The 17,539-nt window shown below is 56.4% G+C and carries 21 protein-coding genes; 16 read left to right on the top strand and 5 right to left on the bottom strand.

Features of this window, described 5'->3' with window-relative positions; genetic code table 11:
• The first annotated feature begins 3 nt into the window (after positions 1-3).
• From rpmD to rplQ, 9 genes are all read left to right on the top strand, one after another.
• On the top strand, positions 4-186 hold the full coding sequence (gene rpmD, locus ABIE60_RS11500) for a 50S ribosomal protein L30 (RefSeq protein WP_091826425.1): 183 nt from the start codon (positions 4-6) through the stop codon (positions 184-186).
• 13 nt (positions 187-199) lie between these two features.
• Positions 200-634 (top strand): 50S ribosomal protein L15, encoded by a 435-nt coding sequence (gene rplO / locus ABIE60_RS11495; RefSeq protein WP_091826427.1) that lies wholly within the window; start codon positions 200-202, stop codon positions 632-634.
• Positions 635-1,960, top strand: a complete 1,326-nt coding sequence (gene secY, locus ABIE60_RS11490; protein WP_091826428.1) for a preprotein translocase subunit SecY — start codon at positions 635-637, stop codon at positions 1,958-1,960.
• 17 nt (positions 1,961-1,977) lie between these two features.
• Complete coding sequence (gene rpmJ, locus ABIE60_RS11485; RefSeq protein WP_007021200.1) at positions 1,978-2,094, top strand: 50S ribosomal protein L36; 117 nt, start codon at positions 1,978-1,980, stop codon at positions 2,092-2,094.
• Positions 2,095-2,233: 139 nt separating this feature from the next.
• On the top strand, positions 2,234-2,590 hold the full coding sequence (rpsM, locus tag ABIE60_RS11480) for a 30S ribosomal protein S13 (RefSeq protein WP_091826430.1): 357 nt from the start codon (positions 2,234-2,236) through the stop codon (positions 2,588-2,590).
• 19 nt (positions 2,591-2,609) lie between these two features.
• Complete coding sequence (gene rpsK / locus ABIE60_RS11475; protein WP_010324082.1) at positions 2,610-2,999, top strand: 30S ribosomal protein S11; 390 nt, start codon at positions 2,610-2,612, stop codon at positions 2,997-2,999.
• Positions 3,000-3,014: 15 nt separating this feature from the next.
• The gene (gene rpsD / locus ABIE60_RS11470) at positions 3,015-3,635 is read left to right on the top strand and encodes a 30S ribosomal protein S4 (protein ID WP_354469541.1); all 621 of its coding nucleotides are present in this window, start codon (positions 3,015-3,017) and stop codon (positions 3,633-3,635) included.
• Between the two features lie 26 nt (positions 3,636-3,661).
• Entirely contained in the window at positions 3,662-4,666 is a 1,005-nt protein-coding gene (locus ABIE60_RS11465; RefSeq protein WP_091826434.1) for a DNA-directed RNA polymerase subunit alpha, read from the top strand.
• A gap of 38 nt (positions 4,667-4,704) precedes the next feature.
• Positions 4,705-5,100, top strand: coding sequence for a 50S ribosomal protein L17 (gene rplQ, locus ABIE60_RS11460; RefSeq protein ID WP_091826436.1), 396 nt, complete (start codon positions 4,705-4,707; stop codon positions 5,098-5,100).
• Positions 5,101-5,205: 105 nt separating this feature from the next.
• Here rplQ and uvrA read toward each other — a convergent pair whose 3' ends face one another.
• The gene (gene uvrA, locus ABIE60_RS11455; RefSeq protein ID WP_354469540.1) at positions 5,206-8,034 is read right to left on the bottom strand and encodes an excinuclease ABC subunit UvrA; all 2,829 of its coding nucleotides are present in this window, start codon (positions 8,032-8,034) and stop codon (positions 5,206-5,208) included.
• A 145-nt stretch (positions 8,035-8,179) separates the two neighbouring features.
• Between uvrA and ssb the strand changes: the two genes are divergently transcribed.
• Positions 8,180-8,725 (top strand): single-stranded DNA-binding protein, encoded by a 546-nt coding sequence (gene ssb, locus ABIE60_RS11450; RefSeq protein ID WP_354469539.1) that lies wholly within the window; start codon positions 8,180-8,182, stop codon positions 8,723-8,725.
• A 169-nt stretch (positions 8,726-8,894) separates the two neighbouring features.
• A complete protein-coding gene (rfbD, locus tag ABIE60_RS11445) occupies positions 8,895-9,821 on the top strand; it encodes a dTDP-4-dehydrorhamnose reductase (protein WP_354469538.1) in 927 nt (308 codons plus the stop codon).
• A gap of 24 nt (positions 9,822-9,845) precedes the next feature.
• On the opposite strand, the gene ABIE60_RS11440 is transcribed toward rfbD, so the two are convergent.
• Complete coding sequence (locus ABIE60_RS11440; protein ID WP_354469537.1) at positions 9,846-10,232, bottom strand: SirB2 family protein; 387 nt, start codon at positions 10,230-10,232, stop codon at positions 9,846-9,848.
• A gap of 186 nt (positions 10,233-10,418) precedes the next feature.
• On the opposite strand from ABIE60_RS11440, the gene ABIE60_RS11435 reads away from it, so the two are divergent.
• Together ABIE60_RS11435 and ABIE60_RS11430 are read left to right on the top strand one after the other, a co-directional pair.
• Positions 10,419-11,540, top strand: a complete 1,122-nt coding sequence (locus ABIE60_RS11435; RefSeq protein WP_354469536.1) for a 1-acyl-sn-glycerol-3-phosphate acyltransferase — start codon at positions 10,419-10,421, stop codon at positions 11,538-11,540.
• The gene (locus ABIE60_RS11430; protein WP_354469535.1) at positions 11,540-12,298 is read left to right on the top strand and encodes a lysophospholipid acyltransferase family protein; all 759 of its coding nucleotides are present in this window, start codon (positions 11,540-11,542) and stop codon (positions 12,296-12,298) included. Before ABIE60_RS11435 ends, ABIE60_RS11430 begins: the two co-directional genes overlap by 1 nt.
• 73 nt (positions 12,299-12,371) lie before the next feature.
• Here the strand turns inward: ABIE60_RS11430 and fabB are convergent, their stop codons facing one another.
• The 3 genes from fabB to ispB all read right to left on the bottom strand — a co-directional run bounded on the left by fabB (position 12,372) and on the right by ispB (position 15,321).
• Positions 12,372-13,589 carry a beta-ketoacyl-ACP synthase I gene (gene fabB, locus ABIE60_RS11425; protein ID WP_354469534.1) on the bottom strand — a complete coding sequence of 406 codons (1,218 nt, stop codon included), beginning with the start codon at positions 13,587-13,589 and terminating at the stop codon, positions 12,372-12,374.
• A gap of 74 nt (positions 13,590-13,663) precedes the next feature.
• Positions 13,664-14,179, bottom strand: coding sequence for a 3-hydroxyacyl-[acyl-carrier-protein] dehydratase FabA (gene fabA, locus ABIE60_RS11420; RefSeq protein WP_354469533.1), 516 nt, complete (start codon positions 14,177-14,179; stop codon positions 13,664-13,666).
• 173 nt (positions 14,180-14,352) lie between these two features.
• Positions 14,353-15,321, bottom strand: a complete 969-nt coding sequence (gene ispB / locus ABIE60_RS11415) for an octaprenyl diphosphate synthase (RefSeq protein WP_354469532.1) — start codon at positions 15,319-15,321, stop codon at positions 14,353-14,355.
• 267 nt (positions 15,322-15,588) lie between these two features.
• Here ispB and rplU point away from each other — a divergent pair, with 267 nt between their 5' ends.
• From rplU to cgtA, 3 genes are all read left to right on the top strand, one after another.
• Entirely contained in the window at positions 15,589-15,900 is a 312-nt protein-coding gene (gene rplU / locus ABIE60_RS11410) for a 50S ribosomal protein L21 (protein WP_091826453.1), read from the top strand.
• A 24-nt stretch (positions 15,901-15,924) separates the two neighbouring features.
• Positions 15,925-16,182: a 50S ribosomal protein L27 gene (rpmA, locus tag ABIE60_RS11405; RefSeq protein ID WP_091826454.1), complete on the top strand. Its 258-nt coding sequence runs from the start codon at positions 15,925-15,927 to the stop codon at positions 16,180-16,182.
• Between the two features lie 148 nt (positions 16,183-16,330).
• On the top strand, positions 16,331-17,530 hold the full coding sequence (cgtA, locus tag ABIE60_RS11400; protein WP_354469531.1) for an Obg family GTPase CgtA: 1,200 nt from the start codon (positions 16,331-16,333) through the stop codon (positions 17,528-17,530).
• The last annotated feature ends 9 nt before the right edge of the window (positions 17,531-17,539 follow it).

Raw genomic sequence — 17,539 nt, 5'->3', positions numbered from 1 at the left:
GCGATGGCGAATACTATCAAGGTAACTCTGACTCGTAGCACCATCGGTCGGCTGCCCAAGCACATTCAGTGTGTGAAGGGTCTGGGTCTGCGCCGTATCGGCCACACCGTAGAAGTGGAAGATACTCCGGCTGTGCGCGGGATGATCAACAAGGTCAACTACATGGTTAGTGTAGAAGGCGAATAAAAGGAGTCACCCAATGCGTTTGAATTCTCTGCGCCCGGGCGCCGGTTCCAAGCACGCTCCCAAGCGTGTAGGTCGCGGTATCGGTTCCGGACTGGGTAAAACTGGTGGCCGCGGCCACAAGGGCCAGAAGTCCCGTTCTGGCGGTAGCGTGAACCCGGGCTTCGAAGGCGGTCAGATGCCAATCCAGCGTCGTCTGCCGAAGTTTGGTTTTACCTCTCGTCAGGCGCGCTATGTAGCTGAAGTTCGTTTGAACGAACTGGCTGCTGCCGGTGTTGACGTTGTCGACCTGGCTGCGCTGAAACAGGCTGATATCATCCGTGAAGAGATCAAGTCTGCACGCGTGATTCTGTCTGGTGAGATCAAAAAGGCAGTCACCGTTAAAGGTCTGAAAGTGACCAAAGGTGCACAGGCTGCGATCGAGGCTGCTGGCGGCAAAGTCGAGGCGTAAATGGCTAAGCAAGGACAAATACCGGCAGGCATGCAGAGTGGACTGAAAGAGCTTTGGGCTCGTCTCAGGTTCGTTCTGATTGCGATCATCGTATACCGTATCGGGGCTCATATTCCGGTACCGGGTATCAATCCTGATCGTCTTGCTGCGCTGTTTGATCAGAATCAGGGAACCATTCTCAGTCTGTTCAACATGTTCTCGGGTGGTGCGCTGGAAAGGATGTCAATCCTGGCGCTGGGGATCATGCCCTACATCTCTGCATCTATTATTATGCAGTTGATGACAGTGGTCAGTCCGCACCTGGAGCAGTTGAAGAAGGAAGGAGAGGCGGGTCGTCGCAAGATCAGCCAGTACACCCGCTACGGTACAGTCATTCTCGCGACTGTGCAGGGGCTTGGTATGGCAGTTGGTCTGGCCAGTCAGGGCGTCGCCTTTGCAGCCGATATGAGCTTCTACTTTGTAGCAGTCGTAACGCTGGTTGCAGGCGCTGTATTCCTGATGTGGCTGGGTGAGCAGATCACTGAGCACGGCATCGGCAACGGCATCTCGATTCTGATCTTTGCCGGTATTGTGGCTGGTTTGCCGGGTGCGATCGGTCAGTCCTTCGAATCAGCGCGTCAGGGTGATCTCAATATCCTGGCGCTGCTGGCGATTGCTGTCATGGCCATTGCCACTGTCGGTTTTGTCGTGTTCATGGAACGTGGCCAGCGCCGCATTACCATTAACTATGCAAAGCGTCAGCAGGGGCGTCGTGTCTATGCCGCGCAGTCAAGTCATTTGCCTTTGAAGGTCAATATGGCCGGGGTTATCCCGCCGATCTTCGCGTCCAGCATCCTGCTCTTCCCGGCATCGGTTGGCCAGTGGTTCGGCCAATCCGAAGGGATGGAGTGGTTGCAGGATGTGGCTCTGGCTCTCGGGCCGGGACAGCCGCTGTACATCCTGCTGTTTGCGATGGCAATTGTGTTCTTCTGCTACTTCTACACCGCGATTGTTTTCAATCCGCGTGATGTGGCAGATAACCTGAAGAAATCAGGTGCCTTTATTCCAGGGATTCGTCCTGGTGATCAGTCCGCACGGTATATCGACTCCGTGTTGAGTCGCCTGACACTGTTTGGTGCACTCTATATCACGGCCGTTTCACTGATGCCCCAGTTTCTGGTGGTAGCCTGGAACGTGCCTTTCTACTTCGGCGGTACATCGTTGCTGATCGTGGTGGTAGTGGTTATGGACTTCATGGCTCAGGTGCAGTCGCATCTGATGTCACACCAGTATGAGTCCCTGATGAAAAAATCGAATCTTAAAGGCGGCGCAGGTTTGCTGCGCTAAGCCTAATGAGGTGGATCATGAAAGTACGCGCATCTGTTAAAAAGATTTGCCGTAACTGCAAGATCGTACGACGCAACGGTTCCGTGCGCGTGATCTGCAAAGTGGAACCCCGACACAAGCAGCGCCAGGGTTAATCCACAGCTGGCCGGGAGTGGAGGTGCGTGGCCTTGATTTATTTTTGATCAGGGTGTAACATTGCGCGCCTTCCACGAACTAAAGAATGATTGGTTCTGGTGAGCATTTCTCCCAGGACATAAATATGGAGTACATTGAATGGCCCGTATAGCTGGCGTCAATATTCCTGACAATAAGCATGCGGTAATTTCTCTGACTTACATTTACGGGATAGGCCGCACGACTGCACAACAGATCTGTGACGCTACTGGCATTGCGCCTAGCACCAAGATTGGTGATCTGTCTGAAGAGCAGCTCGATAATGTTCGTGGTGAAATTGCCAAGTTGACCGTTGAAGGCGACTTGCGTCGTGAAGTCAACATGAACATCAAGCGCCTTATGGACCTCGGTTGCTACCGTGGCCTGCGTCACCGTCGTAATCTGCCGGTGCGTGGTCAGCGCAGCAAGACCAATGCGCGTACCCGTAAAGGGCCGCGTAAGCCGATCCGTAAGTAAGCGATAGGAATTTCCGAATATGGCTAAGCCAGGTAATCGCACTCGTAAAAAGGTTAAAAAGCAGGTAGCGGATGGGCTCGCGCACATCCACGCCTCTTTTAACAACACTATCATCACTATTACCGATCGCCAGGGTAATGCTCTGAGCTGGGCAACTTCAGGTGGCTCCGGCTTCCGCGGTTCCCGCAAGAGCACCCCGTTTGCCGCTCAGGTGGCAGCCGAGCGTGCCGGTCAGGCAGCTCTGGAATACGGTCTGAAAAACCTCGACGTGTTTGTGAAAGGCCCGGGACCGGGTCGTGAGTCAGCAGTCCGTGCACTGAACGGCTGTGGCTACAAAATCACAAACATCACGGACGTGACCCCGATTCCGCACAACGGTTGTCGTCCGCCGAAGAAGCGTCGCGTTTAATCTGGAGACGGTAATATGGCTCGTTATCTTGGACCAAAGTGCAAGCTGTCCCGTCGTGAAGGCACCGATCTCTTCCTGAAGAGTGGTGTCCGCGCGCTTGACAGCAAGTGCAAAGCAGAAACAGTACCCGGTGTTCACGGTGCCCGTCGCGGTCGCCTGTCTGAATACGGTCTGCAGCTGCGTGAAAAGCAGAAAGTACGTCGCATTTACGGCGTACTGGAACGTCAGTTCCGTGGTTATTACAAAGAAGCAGCACGCCGCAAGGGTGCTACAGGTGAAAACCTGCTTCAGCTTCTCGAAGGCCGTCTGGACAACGTTGTATACCGCATGGGTTATGGTTCTACCCGTGCTGAAGCACGTCAGGTTGTGTCTCACCGTCAGATCACTGTCAATGGTCAGGTAGTTAACATTCCTTCCTACCAGGTACAGGCTGGCGACGTAGTAGCGGTTCGCGAGAAAGCCAAAAACCAGCTGCGTATCAAACACGCACTGGATCTGGCTGCTCAGCGTGCTCCTGTTGAGTGGATTGAAGTTGATGCTGCGAAGATGGAAGGTACTTTCAAGTCCCTGCCGGAACGTAGTGATCTTTCAGCCGACATCAACGAGCACCTGATCGTCGAGCTCTACTCGAAGTAATTCTTGAACTCTTGACTGGTGGAACTATGCAGCGTTCAGTAAACGAGTTTCTTTACCCGCGTCACATTGACGTGCAGGAGATTAGCAAAACCCGCGCCAAGGTGACTCTTGAGCCACTGGAGCGAGGGTTCGGCCATACCCTGGGCAATGCGCTGCGCCGTATCCTGCTCTCTTCCATGCCGGGTTGTGCAATTTCGGAAGTTGAGATTGAGGGTGTGTTGCACGAGTACAGCAGCATCGAAGGGGTACAGGAGGATGTCATCGAGATCCTGCTGAACCTCAAAGGTGTTGCCATTGCTCTGCACAACGGTGATGAGGCGCTTCTGACACTCTCCAAGTCAGAGGCAGGTTCTGTCACGGCTGGCGATATTCAGCTGACTCAGGACGTTGAAATTGCCAATCCCGAACATGTGATTGCTCACCTGAACCCGGGTGCTGCACTGAACATGCAGCTGCGCGTGACTCGCGGCCGTGGCTATGTGCCGGCTGATTCACGCAACAGCGACGAGGATGAAACTCGTGCCATCGGACGTCTGCAGCTGGATGCCAGCTACAGCCCTGTTCTGCGCGTGTCCTATGCAGTTGAAAGTGCACGTGTAGAACAGCGCACCGACCTGGACAAGCTCGTGATCGATATCGAATCCAACGGTACTATCGATCCGGAAGAGTGCATCCGTCGTGCGGCTACCATTCTGCAGCAGCAGCTGGTTGTATTTGTTGATCTGGAAGACGCGGGTGAACAGACTCGCGCCGAGCCGAATGAGCCGGAGATTGATCCTGTTCTTCTGCGTCCGGTCGACGACCTGGAGCTGACTGTACGTTCCGCGAACTGTCTGAAAGCAGAGCAGATCTATTATATTGGTGATCTGATCCAGCGCACCGAAGTAGAGCTGCTGAAGACTCCTAACTTGGGCAAGAAGTCTCTGACCGAGATCAAAGATGTGCTGGCATCTAAAGGTCTGTCGCTTGGCATGCGTCTGGAAAACTGGCCCCCGGCCAGTCTGAAAGGCGATGACAAGGTTGCCTCTTGAGTCTGACTTCTAACCCTAAGTTGCAAAGGATTTAGAAAATGCGTCATCGTAAATCTGGTCGACACTTAAATCGTACAAGTGCTCACCGCAAAGCGATGTTCAAAAATATGGCAGTGTCTCTGTTCGAACACGAACTGATCAAGACCACTCTGCCTAAAGCTAAAGAACTGCGCCGCTTTGCTGAGCCGCTGATCACTCTGGCCAAGATCGATTCGGTTGCTAACCGTCGTCTGGCGTTCTCCCGTACCCGCAGCAACGATGCTGTTGGTAAACTGTTCAACGAACTGGGCCCGCGTTACGCGGCTCGTCCCGGTGGCTATATCCGCATTCTCAAGTGCGGATACCGTGCCGGCGACAAGGCTCCCATGGCCTACGTTGAACTGGTTGATCGTCCTGTTGGTCAGACTGTTGCAGACGAGAGTGCAGAAGATTAATCCTCTTCTGGACTGCTGAAAAAACCCGGTGCCATTTGGCTACCGGGTTTTTTTTCGTCTGTAATTCGGCGCGGACCACAGTGTCGGCTGCAGTCCGCGCAGTGCTCAGGCCGACTTCAACATGGGTTTCAGGAATCGCCCGGTATGCGACTGTGGCACGTTTGCAACGGTTTCGGGTGTGCCGGTGGCGATGATTTCGCCGCCGCCGCTGCCACCCTCCGGGCCCAGGTCTATAATCCAGTCGGCCGTCTTGATTACGTCCAGGTTGTGCTCAATCACGACGATGGTATTGCCGTGGTCGCGCAGGCGATCAAGCACATTGAGCAGTTGCTGTATGTCATAGAAATGCAGCCCGGTGGTGGGCTCGTCAAGAATATACAGAGTCTTGCCGGTGTCACGCTTGCTCAATTCGCGTGCAAGTTTGACACGCTGTGCTTCGCCGCCAGACAGCGTGGTGGCAGCCTGTCCGAGGCGGATATAACTGAGACCGACATCGATCAGCGTTTGCAGTCGTCGTGCCAGCGCCGGTATGGCGTCGAAGAATTCGCGCGCATCCTCAACCGTCAGTTTTAAAACCTCATCAATGCTCTTGCCCTTGTATTTCACTTCCAGGGTTTCACGGTTATAGCGTTTGCCCTTGCAGATATCGCAGGGCACATAGATGTCCGGCAGGAAGTGCATCTCCACCTTGATGACGCCGTCACCCTGGCAGGCTTCACAGCGGCCACCCTTTACATTGAAGCTGAAACGTCCCGGTTTGTAACCGCGTGAACGTGCCTCCTGTGTCCCCGAAAAGAGTTCGCGGATCGGTGTGAAAATGCCGGTATAGGTCGCAGGGTTTGAGCGTGGAGTGCGTCCAATCGGACTCTGGTCTATATCGATGACCTTATCAAACAGATCCAATCCTTCAATCCGCTCATAGGGTGCCGCGTCCAGCGTGGTCGCATGATTGAGTGCCGTGGCGGCAACCGGGTACAAGGTGTTGTTGATCAATGTCGATTTGCCGGAACCCGACACGCCGGTCACGCAGGTCATCAGTCCCACAGGTATTTCGAGTGTCACCTGCTGCAGGTTGTTGCCGCTGGCCCCTATCAGACGCAGTATCCTGTCACTGTCCACCGGCTTGCGCTGTGCTGGTATCGCAATTGAGCGCTTGCCGGACAGGTACTGGCCGGTGATCGACTCGGGGTTGTCCATAATGGTCTGGGGCAGGCCTGCAGCGATGACTCTGCCTCCATGTACGCCGGCACCGGGGCCGATATCGATCAGATAATCCGCCATGCGAATCGCGTCTTCATCGTGCTCTACCACGATGACGGTGTTCCCCAGGTCACGCAGGTGCTCGAGTGTTTTCAGCAGTCTTTCATTGTCACGCTGATGCAGCCCGATGGATGGCTCATCCAGTACATACATGACACCGACCAGTCCGGCACCAATCTGACTTGCAAGTCGGATGCGCTGGGCTTCGCCACCCGAGAGTGTTTCGGCGCTGCGCTCAAGCGAGAGATAATCCAGCCCGACATTGACCAGAAAGCTCAGGCGTTCACGAATTTCTTTCAGAATCTTGTCGGCAATCTCGCCCTGCTTGCCGCCCAGTTTCAGTTGTTCAAAGTAATCTTTTGCCTGCCCAATCGGCAGGCGCACAAGATCAGGCAGAGTGCGCTGGTCGATAAATACATGGCGTGCATCGGCGCGCAATCGGCTGCCATGGCATGACGGGCAAGCATGCATGTTGAGATAGCGAGCCAGGTCTTCGCGCACACTTTCGGATTCGGTTTCCCGGTAGCGCCGTTCCAGATTGTTGATTACGCCTTCAAACGGATGTGCCTTTTTCACCCGCTCGCCACGGTCATTGCGGTAGTGGAAGTCCACGTTGTCATCACCACTGCCGTGCAGAATGATGTTGCGATGCTGTTCGCTGAGTTTCTCGAAAGGGGTGTCCAGGTCAAAGCCGTAGTGCTGCCCTACCGCCTGCAGCTGTTGGTAATAATAGAGGCTGCGCTTGTCCCAGCCACGAATGGCACCCTGTGCAAGTGTCAGTGATGCGTCCTGTACCAGTTTGGCGGGATCGAAATACTGCCGAACCCCAAGACCGTCACAGGAAGGGCAGGCACCGTGGGGGTTATTGAATGAAAACAGGCGTGGCTCCAGTTCCTGAATGCTGTGGCCGCAGGCAGGGCAAGCGAAACGTGCCGAAAATACCATCTCCTCCATGCCTTCATCCATGGGGGCAATTCTGGCGATGCCTTCGCTCAGCTCCAGCGCGGTTTCGAAGGATTCGGCAAGGCGGGTTTGAAGATCATCACGCACCTTGATCCGGTCAACGACCACTTCAATATCGTGCTTGCGCTTCTTGTCCAGGGCAGGAGCATCATCAAGATCGACCACCAGTCCGTCGATGCGGGCTCGGACAAAACCCTGGCTGCGTAACTGGCTGATGATATGCAGGTGTTCACCTTTGCGGCCCTGTACAACGGGTGCGAGCAGCATCACGCCTGTGCCATCGGGCAGCGCGAGCACCTGATCGACCATCTGGCTGACGGTTTGTGCGGCAAGCGGCAAGTCATGCTCAGGGCAGCGCGGTTCGCCTGCGCGGGCAAACAGCAGCCGCAGGTAATCGTAGATTTCGGTAATCGTGCCAACTGTCGAGCGTGGGTTATGCGATGTGGATTTCTGTTCGATCGAGATGGCCGGTGACAGGCCTTCGATATGATCCACATCGGGCTTTTCCATCATCGACAGGAACTGGCGCGCGTAGGTGGACAATGACTCCACATAGCGCCGCTGTCCCTCGGCGTACAGCGTATCAAAGGCGAGTGAGGACTTGCCTGACCCCGACAACCCGGTGATAACGATCAACTGGTCGCGGGGGATATCGAGGTCAATATTTTTCAGGTTATGGGTGCGCGCACCCCGTACCAGAATCTTGTCCATTGCGGCTCCGCCTTGGCTGGCAAAAAGGACTATTATAGAGCCTAGAGCGGGACAGCAAAAACTGCTGTGCTTGTGGTATCCTCATGGGCGTACGGCCACATGCAGGATGCGGTGGCCCAGGCTAACAGGATAACGGGAGAGTGAGATGGCGCGCGGTATCAATAAGGTAATTCTGATCGGTAATCTGGGAGCTGATCCCGAAGTACGTTACATGCCATCAGGCAATGCGGTCACCAACGTGAACCTTGCCACCAGCGAGAGCTGGAAAGACAAACAGAGTGGCCAGATGCAGGAGCGTACCGAGTGGCACCGGGTCGTATTCTTCAACCGTCTGGCTGAGATTGCGGGCGAGTACCTGCGCAAGGGTTCAAAGGTTTATATCGAAGGCTCCCTGCGTACACGCAAGTGGCAGGGTCAGGATGGTCAGGACCGCTATACTACCGAGATTGTAGCCAGCGAGATGCAGATGCTGGATGGACGCGGTGGTGAAGGGAGTGGCTACCAGCAGCCTTCTCAGGGCGGCGGCTATGCAGCTCAGGGTGGTGACATGGGGTATGGTCAACCACAGCAACAGTATAACCAGGCGCCGTCACAGCAGGCCCCGCGCCAGCAGCCGGCTCAGCAGCCCGCTCAACAACCGCAGCAGCCGGCACCGGGTTTTGATGACTTTGATGATGACATCCCGTTCTAGCGGGTTGATCGACGCGACTGCAGCAATACCTGTTCAGAAGCCCCGCAACGCGGGGCTTTTGTGTCTGTTGCAGGGCACTTTTTTCATGTCGGGCAGGTGTGCAGGGACAGAGTTTGCGGTATGCTCGAAAAGAACAGGGCCCGCTCCCGTACATTCATTTCAGCAACAGGTGAACATCCCGTCAATGGTGGCCAGCGCCTATACAACATCAGCAAAGGTTCTTATCTGCGGAGCTGACGGCCAGATCGGCCATGCTCTGGCGGAGCTTTTGTTGCAGCAGCAGGGGCTTGAGTGCATCTCACTGGGGCGACGCAAGCTGGACGTGACCGATCCGGACCAGATTCAACAGCAGCTTGAGCGCCACCTGCCGGATTACGTGATCAACTGTGCCGGCTTTAACCGGGTTGATGATGCCGAGCGGCAGCCGGATCAGGCTCTGGCCGTAAACAGTGTTGGTGCGGCCAATCTTGCCGCTGCCTGCGCCTTGCTCAGTATCCCGCTGCTGCACCTGTCCTCGGATTATGTTTTTGATGGTCACTATGCCAGTGGCTACGCGGAAGATGATGCAGCCTCCCCGCTGGGCGTTTTCGGTCGCAGCAAGTGGGAAGGCGAAGAGTCCATTCGTAACCTGCATCCCCAGCATCTGATTCTTCGTGTGAGCTGGGTCTTCAGTGCCCGTGGCGACAACTATCTTCTACGCACACTGGAACAGGCCCGGCATGAAGCCATGATTGAGGCGGTCGATGATCGTCGTGGCTGCCCTACCTCGGCAGAGGATGTGGCGCGGGTCATTCTGGCCATCCTGCGGCAGCTGACCTGTGGTATAGATGTGTGGGGAACCTACCATTACTGCGGCGCTGAGATCACCTCTCGCTATGGCTTCAGTGAGGCGATTCTGGCCGCAGCGCGGCAGTATGAGGAGCTTGCCGTGCAGGAGCTTCGTGCCGTTGCCTCGGCCGATTTTCCGGCCGCTGCTCAGCGACCGGCTTCATCGGTGCTCAAGTGCCGTAAGCTGCTCAGTACCTTCGGTATTCGTCAGCGTCCCTGGCGCAGCGAGCTGCAGCGCGTCATTCGGGAGCATTACGGCGAACTCTGAAAGTTCGCCGCATCCCTTCACGTTTTAAAACAGTCCCAGGCTGGCGGAGCGCGTCAGGGCCACTGCCAGAATATAGCCCAGACACAGCAGTGCCGCGACCAGAGCCAGCAGGCGTGTTTTCATTGTTTTGCCACGCTTCAGCGCAACCGTCCCAAAGCCGATATATCCGACCAGACCCAGTATCTTGGCTGTGAGCCAGTGATGGGTGAGCGGGTATTGTGACAGCACCAGCATCAGGCCGATGGCACTGACCAGCAGCAGCGTATCGATGACATGGGGAAAGATCTTGAGCCAGCGGGCATTGAGAGCCTTGGGCCAGACCAGCATCAGTGCTGCGCGCAACATGAACAGAATGATACTCAGCCCGACCAGGGTCAGGTGTGCGTGTTTAAGCATCAGGTAGGTATTCAATGCCGGGTTCCTCAACTATTGCGGGCGGTGGATTTGAATCGGCTTCACTATACCTGTGGCACCCCGGATTTGAAATTCACCCTCGCTTACGGGGAAATGTTTTACCGGCCGTTGCACTGTAAAACGGGCAGTAACAGGGTAAAATGTGCACTTTTTCAGCAGACGCTAGAGGCGTGATATACGCGAATGAATGCTCAGACACTGACACCGGATCCCTATCAGTCCATTCGCCCCTACCGGGATGATGAAGTCGAGGCGGTACTCCAGCGTCTGGTGCGGGACGACGAATGCATCTCGGCACTGACACGCTACCAGTTTCCCAATGCATCCGGCCCACTGGGCTGGCTGTTGCGTCCACTGGTGCGAATCGCAGTGGCGGCCCGTGTTGGCGAAATCGAAAGCATAGACGGCTTCCAGCAGCTGGTGGCCGATTACATGCAGAAAATGATCGGTCGCACCACAACGCGTGTGAGCTGTTCGGGTATCGAGCGCCTTGATCCCAACGAAGCCTACCTGTTCGTATCCAATCACCGTGATATTGCCATGGACCCGGCATTTGTGAACTGGGTGCGCTACAAGGCGGGCATGTCGACGGTGCGCATCGCGATCGGTGACAACCTGTTGCGCAAGCCATATGTGTCTGACCTGATGCGGCTTAACAAGAGCTTCATCGTTAATCGCTCTGCCAGGGGGCGAGAGATGATGTCAGCGCTGACTCAACTCTCTTCCTACATCGATCACAGCATCTGTAATGGTCATTCGATCTGGATTGCGCAGCGAGAGGGGCGCGCGAAGGATGGTAATGATCGCACCGATCCTGCTCTGATGAAGATGTTCTACATGTCACACCGCAAGCAGCGGAGTCTGGGCGAGATGGTGGAGCGGCTCAATATTGTACCGGTATCCATTGCCTATGAGTTTGACCCCTGCGATGCGCTCAAGGCCCGTGAACTGGCCGCTGTTGCGCTGCACGGTGCCTACGAGAAATCCGAATACGAGGATATCAGCAGTATTGTACGTGGCATTACCGGCGAAAAGGGGGAGGTACACATCGCCTTTGGTACCCCGCTGAGCGGCGAGTTTGAAACCCCCGAGCAGCTTGCGGCTGAAATCGATCGTCAAATCCATCTCAATTACCGTCTGCACCCGAGCAATCTTGCCGCCGCCGGCGAGGCGGTCAGTGTCGAGCAGCAGCAGGCCTTTGCAGCACGCCTTGAAAGTGTGAGTGAAGAGGAACGACCGTTCCTGCGCCAGATGTACGCCAATCCGGTTATCAATCATCACAATGCCAGCCAGGGGGAGTGCTGATGCCCGCTCCACGCTCTGGTGGCATACTGCTGTATCTGCGCGGCCTGCTCTATGCGGTAGGCTTTTACCCGTTGACCATGCTGTTTGCGATTCCCTGTTTGCTGATTGGCCCACTGCTGCCGTTTCGGGCCCGGTTCAAGTTTCTGACCCTGATCAACTACTTCTATATCGACTGGCTGCGTATCTGTTGTGGCCTGGGGGTTGAGCTGAAAGGGCGCGAGAACCTGCCAAAGGAGGGCGCTTATGTGGTCGTGGCAAACCATCAAAGTGAGTGGGAAACGCTGTATTTCCAGACACTTGTGCGGCCCCAGTCAGTGGTACTCAAACGTGAACTGTTGCGAATTCCTCTGTTTGGCTGGGCGCTGGCGCTGTTACGCCCCATCGCGCTGGATCGAAGCAAGCGCCGTGGTGCCCTGAAACAGCTGCTGGAACAGGGACAGCAGCGACTGGACAGCGGCATTCCGTTGCTGATTTTTCCCCAGGGTACTCGTGTCCCGACGGGGAAGATGGGTAAGCTGAATAAGGGCGGAGCGATGCTGGCGGTCAGTCGCGGTGTACCGATTGTACCGGTGGCGCATAATGCGGGTCTTTACTGGCCCGGCAACTCGTTCGTCAAGTATCCCGGTACCGTGCAGGTCAGTGTAGGTCCCGCGATTCAGACGGAGGGACGCAGTGTGGATGAAGTGCATGCTGAAGTGGCAGGCTGGCTGGAGCAGACCATGCGAGAGCAGGGCAGTCTGGACCACGCAGAAAGCTGAATTCGAGCCATAAAAAAGCCGCTCCATTATGAGCGGCTTTTTTGTGGGCCAGCCAACGGGGCTGGCCGCAGTATCAGCCTTCGTATTTCTCGAATACCAAAGTGGAGTTGGTGCCGCCGAAGCCGAAGCTGTTGGACATGACGCGCTTGAGCTCGACATTGTCCTTGCGTTCAGTGACAACCGGCATGCCGGCCGCTTCCGGGTCAAGCTCCTCGATGTTGGCTGACGCGCAGATGAAGTTGTTCTGCTGCATCAGGATCGAGTAGATCGCCTCCTGCGCACCGGTGGCACCCAGTGAGTGACCGGTGAGTGACTTGGTGGAGCTCACCGGCGGCATATCATCACCGAAGGTCTGCTTCATCGCCTTCAGCTCCTGAATGTCACCGGCCGGAGTGGAGGTGCCGTGGGAGTTGATGTAGTCGATGGGGCCATCTACGGTGGCCATCGCCTGCTGCATGCAACGAATGGCACCTTCACCGGACGGTGCAACCATGTCGTAGCCGTCGGAAGTAGCGCCGTAGCCAGTCAGCTCAGCGTAAATCTTGGCACCGCGCGCCTTGGCGTGTTCCAGTTCTTCGAGCACCAGCATGCCGGCACCACCTGCGATCACGAAACCGTCGCGATTGGCGTCATAGGCACGAGAAGCCTTTTCCGGTGTATCGTTGTACTTGCTGGACAGCGCGCCCATGGCGTCAAACATGACACTCAGCGACCAGTGCAGCTCTTCACCACCACCGGCAAAAACAACGTCCTGCTTGCCGAGCTGGATCTGCTCCATGGCGTTACCGATGCAGTGTGCACTGGTGGCGCAGGCAGACGTGATGGAGTAGTTGACGCCCTTGATTTTGAAGGGGGTGGCAAGACAGGCGGAAACGGTGGAACCCATGGTGCGGGTAACCCGGTAGGGGCCAACACGACGGACACCCTTTTCACGCAGGATATCAGCTGTTTCAACGATATCGGCGGAAGACGCACCGCCCGAGCCTGCGATCAGGCCGGTACGGACGTTGGAGATCTGATCTTCGCTCAGGCCGGAATCTTCGATGGCCTGCTTCATGGCCAGATAGGCGTAAGCGGCGGCATTACCCATGAAGCGACGCAATTTGCGGTCGATCAGGCTGTCCAGGTCAATATCGATGCTGCCCGCTACCTGACTGCGGAAGCCGAGCTCCTTGTACTCCGGCTGAAACTTGATGCCGGAGCGACCCTGCTTCAGTGAGTCCAGAACTGTTTCCAGATCATTTCCCAGGCAGGAAACGATCCCCATACCGGTCACAACGACGCGTCGCATGTGTAGCCTCTCTTCAATCGTTCAGAAATATACAGTCTTATTATATGGCAAGGTTAGCGGGCCGAAGTTCAGGCTCAGAAATTATCCGTCTGCTTGAACAGGCCGACACGCAGGTCGGTAGCAGTATAGATGGTCCGGCCATCAACAGACAGTGAACCATCGGCGATACCCATGACCAGCTTGCGCTCGATGACACGCTTGAGCTCGATGTGATAGGTCACCTTGCTTGCGGTGGGCAGCACCTGGCCGGTGAACTTGACCTCACCTGAGCCCAGCGCCCGTCCGCGTCCTTCATTGCCGCGCCAGCCGAGGAAAAAGCCTACCAGCTGCCACATGGCATCAAGGCCGAGACAGCCAGGCATTACCGGGTCTCCCGGGAAGTGGCAGTCAAAGAACCAGAGATCAGGGCGGATATCGAGTTCGGCGATGATTTCACCCTTGCCGTACTGGCCACCATCGGTGTTGATATTGATGATGCGATCCAGCATCAGCATGTTGCCGACCGGCAGCTGGGCGTTGCCAGGACCGAACATCTCGCCATGGCCGCACTTGAGCAGCTCTTCGCGTTCAAAGGAGGAGGGTCTAGTCATAGGAAACCGTATATCCAAGGCATTTCATAAAATTTGCCCGATTATACCGATTTGACTGCCCGCAGGCACGGCTTGTGTACCCTTATTTGATCGATATCGGATCAGATGGGGGATTTTAGCGGCTGCAAGGGCTCAAGTTGCACGCCGCGGTCGAGCTGCGGCGTGCTCTGAAATCAGCTGGTGCGGCGGGTTGCCATCTGCGCCACGGTGGTGAGCGTATCGCGGAAGGAGCTTGCCGGCAGGCAATCGAGGGCCGAAACGGCACGGTTGATCTCGGCCTCGGCCTGTTGACGGGTGTAGTCGATTGACCCTGTGCGCTGCACGATATCCAGTACCGGCTGCAGGTCGTCCAGTCCGCCTTCGCGAATGGCGCCGCGAATCAGTTTGCGCTCATCCTCGCGGCCAACTCGCATGGCATGGATCAGCGGCAGTGTGGCCTTGCCCTCGGCCAGGTCGTCACCGACGTTCTTGCCCATGGTGGCGCTGTCGGACAGGTAGTCCATCAGGTCGTCCACCAGCTGGAACGCGATACCCAGGTGACGACCGTACAGGCGCAGTGCTTCGCGCTCCTCTGCGCTGGCATCGGACAGAATGGCACCCACTTCGGTTGCCGCTTCAAACAGCATCGCCGTTTTGCCGAGAATCACCTGCATGTATGACTCTTCGGAGGTGTCCGGGTTGCGCTGATTCAGCAGCTGTAACACTTCACCTTCGGCGATTACGGTAGTGGCGTTGGAGATCACCTGCATGATCTCCATACGATTGATCTCGACCATGATCTGGAAGGCACGGGAGTAGAGAAAGTCACCCACCAGTACGCTGGGCGCGTTGCCCCATTTGGCATTGGCTGTTGCATTGCCGCGGCGCAGCTCGGAGTTATCCACAACATCGTCGTGCAGCAACGTAGCGGTATGGATGAACTCGATAACGGCGGCCAGCGGGATATGCTGATCGCCTCTGTAACCGCAGGCGTTTGCGCTGAGCAGCACCAGCAGCGGACGCAGCCGTTTGCCGCCACCGGCGACAATATAGTGACCGATTTTCTCGACCAGGGGCACACTCGACCCAAGGTGGTTAAGAATATAGTCGGTTACCGCATCAAACTGCGGCTCTATGGTCGGATTTAGCTGGTGTGGCTGCATTGGCGGGGTTCTGTATGTGGACTGAACACCCGCCGCATGCTAGGGGGCTGGGGGATGGGTGTCAAGCCGGGCAGGGAGATGGGCGCCGGGACGGGTTATTTGGCAAGGATTACGCTTGCCTGTGGCGGGGGACTCGGGTAAAATTGCGCGCCTTAAACCTGTCCACGATCGCTCCCTACCATAGGGTGTCCAGAAGTCTTCAGACTTCGGCCATTAGAAGTAGGTTTCGTTTCCAGTAGCCGGGCAGGTTAATACTTGGAGAAAAGCATGTTTGCAGTAATCGTAAGCGGCGGTAAACAGTACCGTGTGCAGGAAGGACAGACACTGAAGCTGGAAAAGCTGACTGCTGAAGCAGGTTCCAGCGTTGAGTTCGACCGCGTTTTGCTGGTCGGCAACGGCGACGACGTTAAGGTCGGTGCTCCGGTTGTTGAAGGTGCCAAAGTGGCTGCAGAAGTTGTGGCTCACGGCCGTGGTGACAAGGTCACTATCATCAAGTTCCGTCGCCGCAAGCATCACATGAAGCGTCAGGGTCACCGTCAGTGGTTTACAGAAGTTAAAATCACCGGCATCAGTGGCTGATCAACCGAATTAGGAGATTGAATAATGGCTCATAAGAAGGCTGGTGGTTCAACGCGTAACGGCCGCGACTCACAATCAAAGCGTCTGGGCGTAAAGCGTTTCGGTGGTCAGGCCGTAATCGCGGGTAACATTCTGATCCGTCAGCGTGGCACCAAGTTCCACGCCGGCACCAATGTTGGTCTGGGCAAGGATCACACCCTGTTTGCAACTGCAAACGGCGTGGTCAAGTTCGAGGTCAAGGGTCCGAACAACCGTAAATATGTGAGCGTCGTTCCTGCCTGAGCAATGATCTGATACTCGCATCGAAAAGCTCCGCCCAGGCGGGGCTTTTTTCGTTTGCAGGCGGCCGCGCGCAAGCGTCCGGCTGTCCCGCCCGGATTGAGGGGGTGTGCTCCTCTGATCCCGGGATGAATGAAAGTTGGAGGTAATGATGAAATTTGTAGATGAAGCGACCATCACAGTGGAAGCTGGCAAGGGTGGTAACGGCTGTCTGAGCTTCCGGCGTGAGAAATTCATTCCAAAGGGCGGGCCTGACGGTGGTGATGGTGGTGATGGTGGCTCGATCTGGGTTGAGGCGGATGAATCGCTCAATACGCTGATCGACTATCGCTTTACCCGCCGATTCAAGGCACAGAACGGTGAATCCGGCAGCGGTCGCAACTGTACCGGCTCCAAGGGGGAAGATCTCATCCTGAAGGTGCCTGTGGGTACGACAATAGTGGATGTCGATACCGGTGAAGTGTTGGCGGACCTGACGCGCATCGGCCAGCAGGACAAGATTGCTCAGGGCGGTTTTCATGGCCTGGGTAACACGCGCTTCAAGAGCAGTGTCAACCGCGCACCTCGCCAGACCACCAAGGGCAGTGAAGGCGAACTGCGCAACCTGCGGCTGGAGCTGAAAGTGTTGGCCGATGTAGGGTTGCTGGGCCTGCCCAATGCGGGTAAGTCCACCCTGATTCGCTCCATCTCGGCAGCCAAGCCGAAAGTGGCGGATTACCCGTTCACCACGCTGGTGCCCAACCTTGGCGTGGTGCGCACCGAAGCGCATCGCAGCTTCGTGGTGGCCGATATTCCGGGCATCATCGAAGGTGCAGCCGAGGGTGCGGGGCTGGGGATTCGCTTCCTCAAGCATCTGGCGCGCAACCGGGTGCTGCTGCATCTGGTGGATATGGCACCCTGGGATGAAACTACGCCCGCGCAGGCGGCGGTGACCGCCGTGAACGAACTTGAAAAGTTCAGCCAGACGTTGGCGCAACAGCCGCGCTGGCTGGTGCTGAACAAGCTGGATATGCTGCCTGAAGAGGAGCAGGATGCAGCCTGTCAGGCCGTAATCGACGCGTTGGGCTGGGAAGGTCCGGTGTATCGCATTTCGGCGTTGAACAAGCTGGGGTTGATGCCGCTGGTGCATGACCTGCAGGATTTCCTGGATGCCCGTGCGGCAGCCATCGCGGAAAATCCGGAACTGCTCGAGCAGGAGCGGCATACGCGTGCACTGATCGATGAAGAGGCGCGTGAGAACCTGCAGCGTCTGCGCATGGAGCAACGTGCGCGTCGCATGGCGGATGACGGTCTCGATGATGATGACTTCGACGACGATGATTACGATGTCGAAGTGGAGTATGTACCCTGACGGAGAAGG

Origin of the sequence: Marinobacterium sp. MBR-109, from assembly GCF_040547565.1 — a bacterium.
Taxonomy (GTDB): Bacteria; Pseudomonadota; Gammaproteobacteria; order Pseudomonadales; family Balneatricaceae; genus Marinobacterium.
Note: the sequence above shows the minus strand (reverse complement) of the source record. Positions and strands in the feature narration are given on the sequence as shown.